Annotated in this window: 15 protein-coding genes; 5 read left to right on the top strand and 10 right to left on the bottom strand. The window is 29.5% G+C overall.

Going from position 1 to position 17,313, the window contains the following annotated elements:
* The first annotated feature begins 55 nt into the window (after positions 1 to 55).
* Positions 56 to 589, top strand: a complete 534-nt coding sequence (locus Q1A15_RS12170) for a hypothetical protein (protein ID WP_299623975.1) — start codon at positions 56 to 58, stop codon at positions 587 to 589.
* Positions 590 to 596: 7 nt separating this feature from the next.
* Here Q1A15_RS12170 and Q1A15_RS12165 read toward each other — a convergent pair whose 3' ends face one another.
* The 7 genes from Q1A15_RS12165 to Q1A15_RS12135 all read right to left on the bottom strand — a co-directional run bounded on the left by Q1A15_RS12165 (position 597) and on the right by Q1A15_RS12135 (position 7,186).
* Positions 597 to 2,039 carry a hypothetical protein gene (locus Q1A15_RS12165; protein WP_299623972.1) on the bottom strand — a complete coding sequence of 481 codons (1,443 nt, stop codon included), beginning with the start codon at positions 2,037 to 2,039 and terminating at the stop codon, positions 597 to 599.
* A gap of 105 nt (positions 2,040 to 2,144) precedes the next feature.
* A complete protein-coding gene (locus Q1A15_RS12160; protein ID WP_299623969.1) occupies positions 2,145 to 2,618 on the bottom strand; it encodes a hypothetical protein in 474 nt (157 codons plus the stop codon).
* A gap of 38 nt (positions 2,619 to 2,656) precedes the next feature.
* Complete coding sequence (locus tag Q1A15_RS12155; protein WP_299623966.1) at positions 2,657 to 3,910, bottom strand: tetratricopeptide repeat protein; 1,254 nt, start codon at positions 3,908 to 3,910, stop codon at positions 2,657 to 2,659.
* Positions 3,911 to 3,942: 32 nt separating this feature from the next.
* Positions 3,943 to 4,836, bottom strand: a complete 894-nt coding sequence (locus Q1A15_RS12150) for a DUF4350 domain-containing protein (protein ID WP_299623962.1) — start codon at positions 4,834 to 4,836, stop codon at positions 3,943 to 3,945.
* A 1-nt stretch (position 4,837) separates the two neighbouring features.
* Complete coding sequence (locus tag Q1A15_RS12145) at positions 4,838 to 6,346, bottom strand: M56 family metallopeptidase (protein WP_299623958.1); 1,509 nt, start codon at positions 6,344 to 6,346, stop codon at positions 4,838 to 4,840.
* Between the two features lie 2 nt (positions 6,347 to 6,348).
* Positions 6,349 to 6,717 carry a BlaI/MecI/CopY family transcriptional regulator gene (locus Q1A15_RS12140; protein WP_299623955.1) on the bottom strand — a complete coding sequence of 123 codons (369 nt, stop codon included), beginning with the start codon at positions 6,715 to 6,717 and terminating at the stop codon, positions 6,349 to 6,351.
* Entirely contained in the window at positions 6,710 to 7,186 is a 477-nt protein-coding gene (locus Q1A15_RS12135) for a hypothetical protein (RefSeq protein WP_299623952.1), read from the bottom strand. Before Q1A15_RS12135 ends, Q1A15_RS12140 begins: the two co-directional genes overlap by 8 nt.
* A gap of 104 nt (positions 7,187 to 7,290) precedes the next feature.
* Between Q1A15_RS12135 and Q1A15_RS12130 the strand changes: the two genes are divergently transcribed.
* The 3 genes from Q1A15_RS12130 to Q1A15_RS12120 all read left to right on the top strand — a co-directional run bounded on the left by Q1A15_RS12130 (position 7,291) and on the right by Q1A15_RS12120 (position 10,993).
* Positions 7,291 to 7,797 carry a DUF456 domain-containing protein gene (locus Q1A15_RS12130; RefSeq protein ID WP_299623949.1) on the top strand — a complete coding sequence of 169 codons (507 nt, stop codon included), beginning with the start codon at positions 7,291 to 7,293 and terminating at the stop codon, positions 7,795 to 7,797.
* Positions 7,798 to 8,045: 248 nt separating this feature from the next.
* On the top strand, positions 8,046 to 9,740 hold the full coding sequence (gene lysS / locus Q1A15_RS12125; protein WP_299623946.1) for a lysine--tRNA ligase: 1,695 nt from the start codon (positions 8,046 to 8,048) through the stop codon (positions 9,738 to 9,740).
* 176 nt (positions 9,741 to 9,916) lie between these two features.
* Positions 9,917 to 10,993: an energy transducer TonB gene (locus tag Q1A15_RS12120; RefSeq protein WP_299623943.1), complete on the top strand. Its 1,077-nt coding sequence runs from the start codon at positions 9,917 to 9,919 to the stop codon at positions 10,991 to 10,993.
* Between the two features lie 122 nt (positions 10,994 to 11,115).
* Here the strand turns inward: Q1A15_RS12120 and Q1A15_RS12115 are convergent, their stop codons facing one another.
* Positions 11,116 to 12,840 (bottom strand): polysaccharide lyase family 7 protein, encoded by a 1,725-nt coding sequence (locus Q1A15_RS12115; protein WP_299623940.1) that lies wholly within the window; start codon positions 12,838 to 12,840, stop codon positions 11,116 to 11,118.
* A 250-nt stretch (positions 12,841 to 13,090) separates the two neighbouring features.
* Between Q1A15_RS12115 and Q1A15_RS12110 the strand changes: the two genes are divergently transcribed.
* Positions 13,091 to 15,112, top strand: a complete 2,022-nt coding sequence (locus tag Q1A15_RS12110; protein WP_299623937.1) for a ComEC/Rec2 family competence protein — start codon at positions 13,091 to 13,093, stop codon at positions 15,110 to 15,112.
* Positions 15,113 to 15,117: 5 nt separating this feature from the next.
* Here the strand turns inward: Q1A15_RS12110 and Q1A15_RS12105 are convergent, their stop codons facing one another.
* Complete coding sequence (locus tag Q1A15_RS12105; protein ID WP_299623934.1) at positions 15,118 to 15,633, bottom strand: DUF255 domain-containing protein; 516 nt, start codon at positions 15,631 to 15,633, stop codon at positions 15,118 to 15,120.
* A 93-nt stretch (positions 15,634 to 15,726) separates the two neighbouring features.
* Positions 15,727 to 17,304 (bottom strand): peptide MFS transporter, encoded by a 1,578-nt coding sequence (locus tag Q1A15_RS12100; protein WP_299623931.1) that lies wholly within the window; start codon positions 17,302 to 17,304, stop codon positions 15,727 to 15,729.
* Positions 17,305 to 17,313 lie beyond the last annotated feature (9 nt).

Genomic DNA, 17,313 nt, shown 5'->3' with positions numbered 1-17,313 from the left:
CAAGAGCTGTAATTTTAATGTAATCAATACTTAACGACATTAACACAATAGATATATGACAGTATCTCAAAAATTAGATAGCTTTTACATAGAAAATAACCTTGCTGAACATGGTGGAGAAAATGAGAATTTCTTTTATCTGCATTTTAAACTGTTTTCATTAAAATTACCCAACTCAGAATTCAGAAAAAAAGTAGTTTATATTCATGATATACAACATGTGCTTTTCGATTGTGATACTACTTGGAAAGGAGAAGCATATATTGCTGGATGGGAAATTGCTACAGGAATTTGGAAACATCTTCCTATTGGTATTATGAGTATTTGGGCAATGGGATTCAGTTTACTTTTTTATCCAAAAGAAGTAATTGATGGCTATAAAAAAGGATTGCATTACAACGGATTAATCGATCAGGAAATTGATAAATCATCGATAATGAATTTAACCGTAGATGAAGTCAACGCATTACTATTAAAAAAAACACCTACAGCATTTAATCGTTTGAAGTTAACCTTCTGGATTATTTTCTCTGTAGGTATTTTAATATCTCCATTACTATTAATGGTTATACTTTGGTTTTTATTCTAAAGAAATATTATTCCCTCTTAACATCAGTTGTTTGATAATACCATTGATCACCTTTAAATATTTTTAGTGTATAAGAACCTGTTCCCTCTTGAAAGCTTTGTGCTACTTTAAGTTCGATGGTATTATCTTTTTCTTTTATTGCAGTGATTTCTTCTGAAACACCTTCATTATGATAGAATCGCTTTACAACTTGCTTTCCCATATCCGATATATTCTTATCGTAAATATGTGAATATGTGTTATTCATTTTAATAAACACTTCGCTAAAATCATCACAACCAGTTAATCCATTTTTATCTGAAGCTTCAACTGTATAATTTTCTCCTAAGACAAGATAAACTTCTTTACCCTTTTCTAAGGTAATTTTTTCTTCTTTTGAAATCGAAATGATTTTCGCTCCAAATAAGATTAATCTTTCTCTTGCCAACACAACCTCTACATAATTAGCCCAATTACAATATTCTTGATTTTTAAATTCAGGTCTTTTGTATTTTGTTTTCTCTACAACATAAACATCACTAATCGCATCAACTGTTATGCTACTCGTATGCTTTAGTTTCTCATCATAGATTTTATACGTTCCTGGTACTATTAATCCTTTAGTTCTACTCTTTTCAAAAACTGCTGGAGTTCTTTTCGTAAGTTCTCTTACATCCAATTCGTTTTCTTCTTTCAAGAAACCATCGAAAACATATACTTTATTCTTTGAATATTTATCAAATTCAACGGCAACCCATTCACCAGTTATTTCATTTCCAGCATCAGTAATTGTTTTTTCAATTCCTGTTTTCTCGATAATATGTAACTCTTTTCCGTATGGAAATTTACCTAAGACTTTACCATCTGGTTTATCTCTATATATGAGTCCGCTTATGGCCGAAGTAAACTTATATGAATCATTTATAGCAACAGGCTCTTCTTCATTGATTTCTTCACTTTCAGTTTCTCCTGATCTATAAAACAAATTCTCGTCACTAATTACAACTTTACTATCTAGTGATGATGCTTCGTTTAATTCTCCTAAATCGTTTGGCTTGATTCCTTTAGTATAAATTACATTTCCTTTTATGAGTTCTCCTTTATCTGCTGGTGAAATAAAATATGCTGGAGCAATTGCATGTTTAAAAACCAACTTTTCGTTGACGTTTTTATAGTATGTGACAATTGTTTTCACAAAAGAATTATCTTCTGAGTTAAAAATTTTTAGAAAAGCGACAGCATCTAACAAACCATCTTTATCAACATCGATAACAGATATTGTTTGATCTTTAATAAATAGCTCTTCTGAACTCACATAAGCTTTAGTGATATTCTCTTTAATATCTTTTGCTATTTCTTTTTCGATATTTAAAGCTTTTATCACTGCTTCTTTTTTTGCTTTTTCTGAATTACAACCTATCGCGACAGCTAAACATATGCTAGCGCAAATAATTTTTGAAATTACTTTCATTGAATAACTTTTTTTTCAAAACTAACGCGAAAATTAAGAATTTAGTCTTTACAATATATATCTGCTTTAGTTATCTTAATTTTTGAATGAGTAAACAGGTATATTTTACTCTTTTGTTTGTATTCGTATCGGAAGTTCGTACTGAGTTGTAACCTCTATTCCTATTTTTGTTGCTGGCAATAACTTTGGCATTGTAGACACAATTGTATCTAAAACATCTGGTAAATTGGGTAATTTTTCTTGAATTTCATCCGAGTAAATTACATCACTCAATTCCATTTCTCCTTTGTTATTTACAATCAGAACAACAGTTACAGTTTCATTTATTGCTTCGTTACTAGACAAATTATAATTCTTAAGTCTATCTGAAAACTTCTTTCCTATTAAATCACGAAAACAATTAGTTCTTTCATCTTCAATAAGTTTTGCACACTCTATAAAAGCTGGTGAAGCATCAACAGTTGAAAAATCAACTATGGTGTCGTTTGCAACTACATTCGTTTTTTTTCCACCAGAAATATACTCACAAGAAATGCACAGTGATATTACAGCTAAAAAAAAGATGGTTCTAAAAAGCACGCTCTAAGAATTTTAGAGTGAAAATATGAAAAAAATGGTTATTCTATTTCTTCTCCTTTGAAAAAGTAATCTTTTTTAATTTGTTTTAATCTAGCTTCTACAAAAATATCTGTGATTGAATCTTTGCCTTCAAATCGTTCTTTGTAACGTTGGTATAATTTATAACCTTGCTTTTTATCTTTATAGTAATTATCTGTTTGCTTTGCATACGCAAAAAGTGCTTTTCTGTTTTTAGGGTTTTCTTCAACAGCACTTTTATAAGACGTTAAAACATCTTTGGGCATTTTCATTTCTGTAAAAACATTTGCCAATCCCATGTAAGCTCTATCTCTTTTTTTCTTACCTCTTCGAGTAGCTCTCATGTACAAAAACATTGCTGATTTTGTATCCTTTTCAATTAGCGCTATATCTCCTAAATAGATTAAACTCTTAAACTCTTCTGTATCTAATTGACTTGCTTTTTGAAAATGAGTTTTAGCTTTATCGTATTCTTCTAAATTAAAATAACATCTTCCTAGCATTTTTTTTGTGTACAATTCGTTTGGTTGAATAGAGTCGATATTTAACAATAAAGCTAAGCTTTCTTTATACTTTTTCTGAATAAATAAACGATTGATTTTTAATCGGTTTAAATCCATATGATTCGGACGAATCTTTAATCCTTTTTCTATAAATATATTTGCAGAGTCTCTGTCTTTAATAGTAGTAAAACCTCTCGCTAATTTTTCTATCGCATTAAAATGTTGATTGTTCTTTTTATACGCTAGTAAGTAATAATCGATACGTTTAAAAATTTTCTTTGGTTGCGGATTCGCTAATGCGTACTGATAATAATAATTCGCATTCGAATCGTCTTTCATTATTAATTCTTGAAATAACAATCGAGCTTTCTTATACTGTCGTACTTTTAAATACATTTTACCTAATGTATATTTTGCTAACAGGTTATTTGAATCTTCTGTACAAATATCTTCATACAACTTGACCGCTTCTTGAATTCTCTTTTCTATTAAAAGTGACTTTCCTAGTCGAATTTTAGTTTTATAATCATCTTTAAGAGTTAATGCTTTCTTATAATGCGATATCGCTTTTGTATGATGATCTAAAGCATAGAAAATATTAGCTAATCTTCTTTCGGCTTCAAACGAAGTTGGTTGCTCTTTTAGCTTTGTTAGTGCTACTTTATATCTTCCTATTTGAGTTAAACTATCAATCGCTTTAAAAGCTGAAGTTTGTGCTTCAGCTTTTATAAATAAAATAACAATTACAACTAATAAAATTCTCTTTCTCATGGACTATTAATAAGTTTACAATATAAAATGTTTTATTCTTTTGCTAACCATTCAATTAAATTCAGCAATAAAATATGATTTTCTGAAGCTTCTAGTGAATTCATTCCTACTTTAAACCGATTTATTCCGGCAAGTTGAGCTGTGAACATTGCTGCTTCTCCAAAAACTGCGATCCTACCTTTTCCTAGATTCATAATGGCTCCTTGTGATAATTCTTTTGCAGGAAAACGTTTTGTGCTTTTGTTGAATCTCCACATTGTATCTGGTAAAAAAACAGTTTGTTTTTCAGTTGTTTTTAAAATTGAAATTGCTTTGTCTGGAATTTGAAATGCTTGACCAGTAAAAGTTCTTACGGAATTTACTTTTTTGAATCTTACTGTTCCTTTAGTTAAATCGTGATCAGCTAACGTCTTATTCCTTTTATTAAAATCGAAAATACCTCTCATATCTTCGTCTAATAAGAAACTATCATAAAAACGAAACCCGAATGTTTTACCTAATTCTTCACTTGCTCCAGCAAAAGGCATATGATCTGCAATTAAAAACAAAGCTCCTCCTTTTTTAATCCAATCTTTAATCGTATTTATTTCCTCTTTACTAAAAGCACTTGGTGTTGGAATTACAAACGGACCTCGTGCATTTTCATGCAATGCATTTGAAATAACTAACAATTTGATATTTGCTAATGATTTTTTTGAAAATTTCTCTGTAAAGGATTCTACTTTATATCCTGATTTTCTTAAAACATTAGCAAAAGGATAAAAACGATTATTTATTGTATGAAAATTATTATGTGCTGCATCTACATATACAGTAACATTTCTATTTTCTTTAGTAATATTTGGTAGATATAAACTATCGGGAATTTGTTGAGAAAATAGATAACAACTATAAAAACAAAACAGTAACGCTTTAAACAACTTCATTTTACTGTACATTGAATGTAATTGGTAAAACGTAACCTACATTTACAACTTTATTATCTTTTTCTCCTGGTTTCATTTGCGGAAGATTTTTTGCTAATTGTTCTGCATGAGATTTTAAATCTGGATGAGGTGCCCTTACTTCAATATCTTCAATATTTCCTGTCTTTGTAATTTTAAATTTCACAAAAATTCTTTGCTTTCCTTTTCTTAAATTCAAATTATCTGCTAGCGAAACATCAAAATTTTCTTTTACATAAGCGATCATACTTTTTGAAAAACAATCTTTATCTCCATCTGAACAACCTGGAAAAGTTGGAAAAACATCTAACTCAATCATCGGAACCATATCTCCTTGTTTTCTTTCATATTTTCCTAATTCAGATTTATTGATAAAAAGTGAGAATGCGACTACTTTTCTGTTATTTAATCCTTCGAAAATTTTTAGTTGTACAGTACTATTATCTTTAAACTTTTCTGTCATTGCTAAAAACTCTTCTTTTTCTTCCTCTGTCAATTCTTCTAATAAATATTCTTTTGTATTAGGTAATTTATCACCCATGTAAAAATCCATATAACTTTGTCGATCTGTTTCTACAGGTTTTTTATCTAAACTTGTGAATATTTTCTGAGTTTCTAAAACTGGTGAAATAGATATATTTTCTTTTTCTGAACAAGCCGTATAAAACAACATACTTATTAAAACGGGTATCAAAACTAAATACTTTAATTGCTTACTTTGTTTTGATCTACTTTTTGTCATCATAACTATTCTCTTTTTTATTAATGAATTTTTATAAAATTGATTGACAAACGACATCTCTTGTACCTGAAAAACTTCAGATAATAAATTATTGATATAGTTGCCTTGATTTGCAGTTTTACTTACTATTTCATCTGACAGAAACTCGTGAACTAATGTGATTCTTTTTTGATAAATTCTTACTATAGGATTAAACCACATTACTATTTTAAGTATCTCTAAAAACAGTAAATCCAAAGAATGTTTTTGCTGGATGTGAACTAGTTCATGTGCTATTATTTTTTCTTTTCGCTCATCTGTAATATTTTCTCCTAAGAAAATGTAACTGAAAAATGAAAATGCTTTTGTACTCTTTGGCAATGCAACTAAGCTGTAACCTTCTTTTTTTGTTACATGATTTTTATATACAAGGGTAAATAACTGTTTTACTTTAATTAAGAAAATTGACAAAAAAACTAGCAACCCTAACCAAAAGACGATATCTAAATAATCTATAGATTGATACCATTGTTGTTGTTCAATAACTTTTTCTGGTGACAAAATTATCTCTGGTAGTAAAACCAAATATTCTTCGTTTACTGTTTCTTGAACCGTAGTAATTCTAATCAGTGGTAACACAAAAGATAAAATTATGGTTCCTATTAAATACCATCTGTTTTTATTGAAAAATGTCTCTTTGCTTAATGCTAAATCATATACAACTAAGAACAAAGACTGAAATAAAATAACTTGTATGATATAATTAAGCATAATTATTCTTTTTTATTCTTCTCTACTTCTTTTAAAATACTCTCCAACTCTTTCAAGTCCATCTTATTTTCTTTCATAAAAAATGAAACCATACTTTTAAATGATCCGCCAAAATATCCATTCATCAACTTGTGAATACTTTGATTGCTGTACGCTTCTTTTTTAATCAACGGAAAATATACATAACCTCTTCCTTTAGGTTTATGTCCTACAAATTCTTTTGTTTCTAGAATCCTTATAATAGTAGATACTGTATTATAGGCAGGTTTAGGTTCAGAAAGTTCTGCTATTACATCTTTTACAGAAGCCTCTTCTAATGTCCATAATACTTGCATTATTTGTTCTTCTGCTTTAGTTAATTGTTTACTCATGATTCTTATATTTTACTTTGCCACATTGAGCAAATTGATGATCTCTTTTTAAATCTATGGATAGTTTATTAATGTTTTCTGAAAGCAACTTTACATATTCATCTTTTTTAGCTTTCGTTACAACATCATTCAAAATATTAGCGATAAGATAATTCACTTTTCCTTCACTATTAAAATATACTTTATTCACTATAGTTACTGAAGGAGTTTTAGCATCCCAGGAAAATCCGTTTTCTTTTAGTACCGCATTTACTTTAGCATGAAACTTTTGCCAAGAGCTCAAAATCTTAGTATACTCTTCATCAGTTGATAGATTCGGATTTAATAAATTATCATATGCTTTATCTAAATTCAATTGTTTAAGTTCTTCAAACTTTACATTTTCATGTACGCTAACTACTCTATCTTTTTTCTTTTCACAAGACTGAAAAACAAAAATCAACATCAAAAAAAATATAACTTGTTTCATTTCATAGCTTTAATTGTTTTTTACAAATATAACTAAAAAATTAGTTTAAACTAATTTCTTAGTTACAAAGTAACATTTTAAACTTTTTCACGTCTTATATTTAGATGGATTTATTATTGACTTTATTAGGATTTGTATTTATTTGTTTAGGAATTGTAGGTTCTTTTTTACCTGTATTACCAGGACCAATAACCAGTTGGTTTGGTTTATTAATATTACACTTAACCAAGACGATTCCTCAAAATTGGTCTTTTTTAGGAATCACATTATTTATTGCTATTAAAATTTTTATCCTAGACTATTTTATTCCTGCAATGGGAACCAAAAAATTTGGTGGATCTAAATATGGTGCATACGGAACTACAATAGGTTTAATAATAGGGTTGCTATCTCCTATTCCATTCGGAATATTAATTGGAGCATTTAGTGGAGCTTTTGTTGGTGAAGTTGTTTTTGATGGTAAAGATACTAACGCAGCACTTAAAGCTTCTTTTGGTGCTTTTATAGGCTTCTTAGCTTCTACAGGAATAAAGTTTATAGTTGCTACAATTTATCTTGTATTATTCTTTATGAAGGTTTGGGAATATAAAGAAGGACTTTTTAGTTTTTAGTATAAATAAAAAAAGCAACCCATCTCAGGGAAGCTTTCCATTGGTTAACAAAACCTGGCAATTTCTTGCCGAACAACACAACTAAACGCTGCTTTTAAAACAAAACAGCCTGCAAATATATATACTTTTAAATTACCCACCAAAAAATATTTAAAAAAAACTTTTTTTATCTAAAAAAGGAAATTGTTTAATACTACAATTGATTGTATCTTTGCGCCTTTAATTTCAATTACATAAAACGAATATCAATGCAATTATCAGAACAAGAAATTGTACGTAGAGAGAAGCTAGCTAGATTACGAGAGCTAGGTATTAATCCATATCCAGCCGATTTATTTCCATTAGATTCTAATTCTAAGGAAATTAAACAGAAGTTTGAAGAAGGTAAAAAGGTGGTTATCGCTGGTCGATTAATGTCTAAGAAGGTACAAGGAAAAGCTTCGTTCGCTGAATTGCAAGATAGTGAAGGTAGAATTCAAATATACTTTAATCGTGATGAAATTTGTCCGGGTGAAGACAAAATGAAGTATAATGAATTGTTTAAAAAATTATTAGACTTAGGCGATTTTATTGGTCTTGAAGGAGAATTATTCAAAACTCAAGTTGGTGAAATTACAGTAATGGTTAAAGATTTTAAATTATTAAGTAAAGCTTTAAAACCATTACCACTACCAAAGACAGATAAAGATGGTAAAGTATATGATGCATTTACAGATCCTGAAATGCGTTATAGACAACGTTATGCTGATTTAGCTGTTAATCCACATGTAAAAGAAGTATTTGTTAAAAGAACAAAGTTATTTAATGCTATGCGTCAGTTTTTTAACGACGCAGGTTATTTTGAAGTAGAAACTCCAATTTTACAACCAATTCCTGGAGGTGCTGCAGCTAGACCATTTATAACACATCATAATTCTCTAGACATTCCTTTATACATGAGAATTGCTAACGAATTATACTTAAAAAGATTAATTGTTGGTGGTTTTGATGGAGTTTATGAATTCTCTAAAAACTTCCGTAACGAAGGAATGGATAGAACTCACAATCCGGAGTTTACTGCAATGGAAATCTACGTTGCTTACAAAGACTATAACTGGATGATGGAGTTTACAGAGAAGTTATTAGAGCATTGTGCTTTAGCTGTAAACGGAACTACAAAAGCTACTTTTGGAGAGCATGAAGTAGATTTTAAAGCTCCATATGCAAGAGTTACTATGGCTGATTCGATTAAACACTTTACTGGTTTCGATATTAATGGAAAATCTGAAGAAGAGTTATTTGAAGCTGCTAAGGGAATGGGAATTGAGGTTGATAAAACCATGGGGAAAGGAAAATTAATTGATGAAATTTTTGGTGAAAAATGTGAAGGAAACTACATTCAGCCAACTTTCATTACAGATTATCCGAAAGAAATGTCTCCTTTATGTAAAGAACACAGAGATAATCCTGAATTAACTGAGCGTTTCGAATTAATGGTTTGTGGTAAAGAAATCGCAAATGCATATTCTGAGTTAAATGATCCTATTGATCAACGTGAGCGTTTTGAAGAGCAATTAAAACTTTCTGAAAAAGGTGATGATGAGGCAATGTTTATCGATCAAGATTTTATTCGTGCTTTAGAGTATGGAATGCCTCCTACTTCTGGATTAGGAATTGGGATGGATCGTTTAATTATGTATTTAACTAACAATCCTTCTATCCAAGAAGTGTTATTCTTCCCACAAATGAAACCTGAGAAGAAAGCTCCAACAGTAGAATTAAACGATGAAGAAAAAGCAGTGTTAGCTATTCTTGAAAAGGCTGAAAAAATAGCTTTAAACGATCTTAAATCTGAATCTGGATTAAGTAACAAAAAATGGGATAAAACCATTAAAGGCTTAACTAAAAACAACCTAGCTAAAGTTGAAAAAACTGACGAAGGTTTATTTGTGAATTTAGTATAAGACACATTCAATATACATATACAAAAAACAGTCCAAAAAAGGGCTGTTTTTTTGTTTAAATAAACATTAACTTAACTTAAAATCCTTTAAAAAATCATTAATTACTTCACTATGAACATTTAGGTATTTTAAAAATCATATTTTTGCCGCCCTTAAATCCCCTAAATAGAAATATTTTGAAGACTATTTTCCCCTTATTAGTATTACTTACTACGACTATTTTTGCTCAAAATTCAAATACTTGTTACACTTCTGAAGACGAACCTACTTTAGATTTAAATAGTATTACGAAATGTACTATTGAAAAAAATAATGGTAAGGATAAGAAAAATAAGAAAGTTTCTTTTCAAGTTTCTTCAAGACGAAGAGTGAAGAGAAAAAAAGATTTAGTTAAAGGAATAAATAGTAATTTCTCTAAGAAAATTTCAAACGTAAAGAAGAATACTCAGATCGTAAACAGTTTGAATATTGAAGGTGTTGATGAACGCGGTGTAATTTCTTTCTTTAAAGTTGACGAAATTCCTTTATTTGACTCTTGTGAAGACGTTGCCATAGCTAAACAAAATAAATGTTTTAGTTCACAAATTAATAAACATGTTAGCGATAACTTAGTATATCCTAAAAATTCGTATCGTAAGAGAATACAAGGTAGAGTTTTAGTAAACTTTATTATTAACAAAGAAGGAAATGTAGAAATTACAAATACTTTATTCCCATATAAAGGAGAAGAATTAAGAGACGAGGCTAATAGAATTGTAAAAAAATTACCAAGGTTTATTCCTGGTAAACAAAGTGGAGTTAAGGTAAACGTTCAATACAGCTTAAAAATGAAGTTTAACATTCCAGGTGTTAAAAGAAGTAATATTAGAAAAGAAGTAAAGAATGTTGAACTTGATAAAGTGTATGCTTTTGATGAGCTTGAAAAAGTTCCGACATTTAAAAATTGTTCTTCTGAATCTGGTAATGCATTTGATTGTTTTGCTACTGAATTAAAGAAACATGTTGTGGCAAACTTTGCATATCCTACAGATGCTATTGACAATAATATTGAAGGTATAGTTTATGTTTCTTTTGTAATTAGTACTAAAGGTGAAATTGTTAACTTAAGAGCTAAAGGACCTAAAGACGGAGCTATTTTAGAAAAAGCTGCTAAGAGATTGATTGAAAAACTTCCTAAATTAAAACCAGGATTAAAAGACGGAAAAAAAGTAGATGCTAAATATGAGTTCCCTATTGAGTTTTTCTTGAATTAACTTTAAAAATATCATAACATTGTAAAAGACCAATTCTTATAAAGGATTGGTCTTTTTAGTTCAAAACAATAGAGCTATTGACAAATTGCAATAGCTCTATGTACACAATAATTCAAAATCGCTTAATGGAAAACTTTTAATTCTTTTATTCCTACTAAACCGAAATCTTTAGATCCTTGAGCTTTTTTACCTTTTACTGATTGTAAATAACAACCTGCTTTAAAATAATTTTCTTTTGCTGATGCTTTTTTAGATGTATAAATAGTTTTTACTCTATTTCCGCTACTATTTAGTTCATATAATTTTACAATACTGTTTTGATATGTAAGTTCGTAGTATAGCTCTTCTCCCATTCTTATAGTTCCAACAGATTTTCCTCCACCTTCTAACACTTCTGTTACATAACCATTAATTCTAAGTGTAATCTCTCCAGAAGTTTGAAAAGGATCTCCTTGACATTGCACACGTATTACATCATCAAACTTATCTGTTTTATCATGTATTTGTCCGAAACACACTTTTCCAGATTGAGGTAAACGATCTACTTTTACTTTCCAGATCATTCTGTGCTCTCTACTAGTTGTTCCGTCCCAGTAAATATTATCATTTCCATTAGCTGTTAATTCTCTTAACTCAGATCTTGGGTTACCAGAACCACTAGAAGTCGGATTTCCTGGATAAGCTTTAAAATAGGTCCAAGTTCCATCAGTATAAAACCACTCTGGATTACTAAACGTTGCTAGATTTGGAGTTTTATCCACATAAGTTAAACCGTTATTTGAAGCTCCTAAACTTAATGTCCCTGAATACCCATTCAACTTCCAGTTCTTTAATCCGCCTAAAACAGCAGCTGGAGAACCATTCCCAGGATTTGTATCTGGATCTGTTGTACCTTGACTTTCTTTAACTTCTAACCAATTAATATTCCAGCCTCCATCGGTAGCTAATAGTCGTAATGTTTGTTTACCTTGATTTAATCGGATTGTTTTTTTAGTTGTAATCCAATTTTGCCAACCAGAAGTAGTTTCTTTACTAACACTAGCCAATCGATTTCCGTTACTTAAAACATCAAATTTTATTGTTTTATTTAATGAAGCTACTCTAAATTCAAAATTGTAATCTTTCGTTTCAGGAACATCTATTTCATATTCTAAGTAATCGTTAGTATCAATATAACTTACATTTACACCTCCGCCACTGTCTTGAGTATTTTCTGTTCTTGTTCCACTTTGAGCAGTAAAATCTTCTGCTTGAATTCTTGCTGGAACTTTTACTGCTGTTGTAACTCCATCAGAACCTGTGGTGATAATCTCTACCTCTGTAATACTATTCCAATCATTACTTGAGTTTCCAAAACCTCTAATTCTTAGCAATCTCCCGTCTGTATCTGGCAATTCATAAAATTCTAAATTATTAGTACTACCTGAAGATCCGGTTGTTTTTTTATTCAAAACTGTATTAAAAGAAGATGTTGTATTTCCTACAGCAACTTGAAAATATGTTTTTCGTTCACTTCCTTTGTACCATGCTATACGAACTGCATCTATTCTTTTGATTTCTCCTAAATCATAAGTAATATATTTCCCCGTTCTTCCTTTAGAGGACCATCTTGTATTTAGATTTCCGTCTATTGTATTTTCAGGAATATTACCATCGTCTCCATTTGCTGATACAGTAATTTGACTTGCATCTACGACTCTACTTTTTAGCGCTGAAGTTGAGATTTGATCATTTAATTGTTCTTCGTTTGTGGTTAATTCATTATCTGAACATGATAATAATGCTAAAGACGCTAATAGTGTATAAATTCTAATGTTTGTCTTTTGTTTCAAAATTGTGTTAATCATTATTTTTTTTATTAAGGGGTTTTTGATTTGTTGGTGAACCAAACTGGAAAACCAATCTGGTTTACCAAAAATACAATTAATTTTAATAAATCATTAAAAAACAGACAATAAAAATGTTTTTAATTAAAATTTAGACCTACAAAATTGTAAATAACGACACATTTACCTACTAGAATTTAATATGATTAAGAAATTTCAAAACAATACTTTTTAAGTACGTTTCTCACATTTTTTATATATTTACATCGCTATGAAAAATTTACTTAGGTATTTACCTACGTACATATTGCTATGTATTGTACTTGGTATTTACACACAATACACGTATACAATATTTGATATTCGTATTCTAATATCACTTGGTGGTTTATGGATATGCTTCTTTTTTATTTTCCTTTTAAGAAGGAGTTCAATAAAATTTATTTTACTTTTTAGTTTAGGATTTTTTCTAATTGGAAATTTCGCTGCGTATGTTAATAATCCAAAACTTTATGATAAACATTACACGAATCAAAAATTCAATGAATCCTCGATTGTAATACGGATTAAAGAGCAATTAAAATCAAACTTATATAATCATAGATTCATTGGAGAAATAATTCAAGTAAATAATACAATTGCTAATGGAGATATTATCGTAAATCTAAATTTGAAGAAGAACAAAGATTCTATTCTTTATAAAACTTTAATCGTTCCTAAGGCAAAGTTAATAACTATAAAACCACCAAAGAATCCACATGAATTTAATTACAAAGCATACTTAAAACAAAAAGGAATATTTCATCAGGTATTCATTAATAATAACTATACAATAACCGATCAGTCTAGCTATTTTTCACTGTTAGAAACCGCTTCACAAATACGGAATAGAATAGAAAGTAAGCTTCAGAAACATTCATTTACAAAAGAGCAACGTTCTATAATGAATGCACTATTATTAGGTCAACGTAGAGAAGTATCGAACACTTTAAAAGAAAGTTATACAAAAGCTGGAGCGATACATATTTTAGCTATTTCTGGTCTTCATATCGGTATAATACTTTACTTACTAAACTTTGTTTTACAATGGCTATTATTTTTCAAAAAAGGTAAACTAATACGAGGCATGATTATCGTATTGTTATTGTGGATTTTTGCCTTTATCACAGGTTTATCTCCATCTGTAGTGAGAGCTACAACAATGTTTACTTTTGTAGTTATTGGAAGTATTCGTCAAGTAAAACAACCCATTGAATTTTCTCTTGTAAGTTCCATGATATTCATTTTACTAATACAACCTCTTCTCTTATTTAGTATTGGATTTCAATTGAGTTATTTAGCTGTATTTGGTATTATTTGGATACAACCTCTCCTTTTTAAAATTTGGAATCCAAAGTTTAAAATCACAAGAAAGTTTTGGGAATTGACTACAGTATCTGTAGCCGCACAAATTGGTACACTTCCAATTAGTTTATATTACTTTCATCAAATACCTGGCTTATTTCTAATTGCAAATCTTATTATCATTCCTTTTCTGAGTATCATTCTAGGATTTGGTTTTCTAATACTTATGCTAGCTTATATTAATTATTTACCTTCTTTGTTTGTTAAATGCTATGGTGGAATAATTTCAATAATGAATTCAATTGTAAATTGGGTTTCTTCTTACGAGCAGTTTGTACTTACAAATCTCAATATGCCATTTATTAATATGATTTTATGGTATATGTTAATTCTAATTTCTATAGTAATATTCAATAAACTAAAAGTAAAATATATATTTATTTTATTGGCGGGTGTTCTTTCAATTCAAGCGACTTATATGTATCAAAAGTATGAAACAAATACCCGAAAAGAATTCATTGTTTTTCATAAAGCAAAAAACTCTATAACTGCTTTTAGAAATAAAACAGAATTACTTTTAATGAGTAATTTAAACCAAAAAGACATTTATAAAACAAAATTTTTACAATCGTATTTATCTAATGAAAAAATAAATCGTTGTGAAATAACACCTAGTAAAGATTATTTTAAATTATCAAGACATGAGGTATTGGTAATTGATAGCTTAGGTATTTATTCAGAAAAGAGAAATGGGAAGCTTATAATACTTTTAAAACATGCTCCAAAAATTAATTTGAGCAGGCTTATTAGAGATTTAAATCCGATTCAAATAGTTGCAGATGGAACTAATTATAAAAGTTATATTAAACATTGGAAAGAAATATGTAAAAAAGAAAAAACACCATTTCATACTACGTATGAGGATGGTGCTTATATTTTGAAAGAGTAATTTCTTTATAAAGAACTTTTGAAATTTTTCTCAAAGTCTTTCCAAGGCGTACTCTTATATGCTTCACCACTGAAATAAGCCAATATTTTTTCGAATTGATTCTTTTCTAAATAACCAGGTACAGTTTGAATTAATTGCTGATCTTGATTAAAAAATGCAGTAGAAGGATAACTCATTTTACCCTTCATAATAGCAGCAGCTAATTCATGATATTTACTTTTTCCTTGTTGAACAAACTTAAATGTTTGACCTTTAAAAGTAATATCATCTTTACCTTCACCGTCCATTTTAACAGCGTAATAGTTATCATTAATAAACTTAACGATTACTTCATTTTTATACGTTGTAGCGTCCATTCGTTTACACCATCCGCACCAATCTGTATATAAGTCGACTAAAATAGGTTTTGGGGTAGTTTTATTCAACTCTAATGCCTTTTCAAAAGACATCCAATTTACTTCTTGCGCTTTAGCTGTGAATGCCGATACAACAAAAACAGCCACTAAAAAAATATTTTTCATACTCTATATGTCTCAATAAGTATTCCAAATTTACAAAAAAACCTACCAAGTTTCTCTTGGTAGGTTCAATTTATTCTGTTCGAGTAAATTCTATTACTTAACTCCGTGCATTAATTTTCTCATTAAAGGACTTAATCCTGCAATAATTAATCCTGCAATAATTGGAATTGCAGTGAAGATTAAGAAAAATCCTGAAATTGAATAAGCTTTTTCTATTTCTTCAATATAACTACCAACTGTACCTGCTAATTTATTACCCATAGCTATGAATAAATAATAAACTCCAAACATGAATCCAATCCATTTTGCTGGTACTAACTTACTAATGTAAGATAAACTTACTGGCGAAATACATAACTCTCCCATTGTATGGAACAGATAAGCGGCAATTAACCAAAACATACTTACCTTAACTATTGGCTCACCAGCTACTATTCCTTGAGATCCCATTGCTAAGAAACCAAAGCCAAGACCTAATAATAAAAGTCCTAATCCATATTTCATAGTTCCAGAAAGATTATACTTACTCTCCCACCATTTTGAAAACAATGGAGCTAGTGTAATAATAAATAAAGAGTTTAAAATACCAAACCAAGTTGCTGGTACTTCAACACTTTCTTTAGCGAAATCTACACTAATTTTCCACCCCACTATTCCCCAAATCACAATAAAACTTAGTGATAAAATTATATTACCTATAGCAAATTTTGCAAACGTCTTTTTAAATAAAAGATACAGTACATAAGTTATAATTCCTAAAGGTAAAATTGTAAGTAAAGCATCTACATACTTAAACACTGTACCGTAAATACCTGTTAAATTTCTTTGCGTATATTCTTCAGCGAAAATTGTCATTGATCCTCCAGCTTGCTCAAAAGCAGCCCAGAAGAATACAGTAAAAATACAGAATACACCAACAGCAATTAATCTATCAATAACTACTTTAGAAGAAACTTCTTCATCAGCTGGCTCTTCAACAAAATCTTGATCACCATCTTTACCGATAGCATCTAAGTTTAGTTCTTTCATTTTTTTAGGCGACAATCCTATATCTCCAAAAATATTTTGAGTAAAATAAAATTGTAACATACCAATAAACATGAAGATACCAGCTAAACCAAATCCCCATGACCATGAATAATTTTCTCCGATATATCCACATAACATAATACCTAAAAATGCTCCTGCATTAACTCCCATGTAAAAGATTGAATAAGCTCCATCTTTTTTCTCTTCATGATTTTTATACATGTAAGAAACAATAGATGTCATATTTGGCTTAAATAAACCATTTCCAACCATTAAACATCCAATACCTATATAAAAGAACAATGGTGTTTCTACAGCCATTGCTGCATGACCAATAGTCATAATTAAAGCTCCTAATATAACGGCCCATCTGTATCCTAATAACTTATCAGCTATTAAACCACCAAATACAGGTGTTAAATATACTCCCATGGTATAAGTACCATAGAGTGATAATGCATCTGCTTTCGCCCATCCGAAACCTCCGTCAGAAATTGAGCTAATTAAAAATAAAACAAATAAGGCACGCATTCCGTAGTAAGAAAAACGTTCCCACATTTCTGTAAAGAATAGTACAAACAATCCTGCTGGATGTCCTAATACTGTATCTTTAAATAGATTATCGATATCTTTATTATTCATATGAAAAAC

Source organism: uncultured Tenacibaculum sp., from assembly GCF_947495995.1.
Taxonomy (GTDB): domain Bacteria; phylum Bacteroidota; class Bacteroidia; order Flavobacteriales; family Flavobacteriaceae; genus Polaribacter.
The sequence above is the reverse complement of the archived record's forward strand: the minus strand, read 5'-3'. Positions and strand labels throughout refer to the sequence as shown.

What these genes read in the sequence shown, in the direction of transcription:
- Q1A15_RS12170 (WP_299623975.1), top strand. Translation starts at nt 56, where the DNA reads ATGACAGTATCTCAAAAATTAGATAGCTTTTACATAGAAAATAACCTT.
- Q1A15_RS12165 (WP_299623972.1), bottom strand. Translation starts at nt 2,039, where the DNA reads ATGAAAGTAATTTCAAAAATTATTTGCGCTAGCATATGTTTAGCTGTC.
- Q1A15_RS12155 (WP_299623966.1), bottom strand. Translation starts at nt 3,910, where the DNA reads ATGAGAAAGAGAATTTTATTAGTTGTAATTGTTATTTTATTTATAAAA.
- Q1A15_RS12150 (WP_299623962.1), bottom strand. Translation starts at nt 4,836, where the DNA reads ATGAAGTTGTTTAAAGCGTTACTGTTTTGTTTTTATAGTTGTTATCTA.
- Q1A15_RS12145 (WP_299623958.1), bottom strand. Translation starts at nt 6,346, where the DNA reads ATGCTTAATTATATCATACAAGTTATTTTATTTCAGTCTTTGTTCTTA.
- Q1A15_RS12140 (WP_299623955.1), bottom strand. Translation starts at nt 6,717, where the DNA reads ATGAGTAAACAATTAACTAAAGCAGAAGAACAAATAATGCAAGTATTA.
- Q1A15_RS12135 (WP_299623952.1), bottom strand. Translation starts at nt 7,186, where the DNA reads ATGAAACAAGTTATATTTTTTTTGATGTTGATTTTTGTTTTTCAGTCT.
- Q1A15_RS12130 (WP_299623949.1), top strand. Translation starts at nt 7,291, where the DNA reads ATGGATTTATTATTGACTTTATTAGGATTTGTATTTATTTGTTTAGGA.
- lysS (WP_299623946.1), top strand. Translation starts at nt 8,046, where the DNA reads ATGCAATTATCAGAACAAGAAATTGTACGTAGAGAGAAGCTAGCTAGA.
- Q1A15_RS12115 (WP_299623940.1), bottom strand. Translation starts at nt 12,840, where the DNA reads ATGATTAACACAATTTTGAAACAAAAGACAAACATTAGAATTTATACA.
- Q1A15_RS12110 (WP_299623937.1), top strand. Translation starts at nt 13,091, where the DNA reads ATGAAAAATTTACTTAGGTATTTACCTACGTACATATTGCTATGTATT.
- Q1A15_RS12105 (WP_299623934.1), bottom strand. Translation starts at nt 15,633, where the DNA reads ATGAAAAATATTTTTTTAGTGGCTGTTTTTGTTGTATCGGCATTCACA.
- Q1A15_RS12100 (WP_299623931.1), bottom strand. Translation starts at nt 17,304, where the DNA reads ATGAATAATAAAGATATCGATAATCTATTTAAAGATACAGTATTAGGA.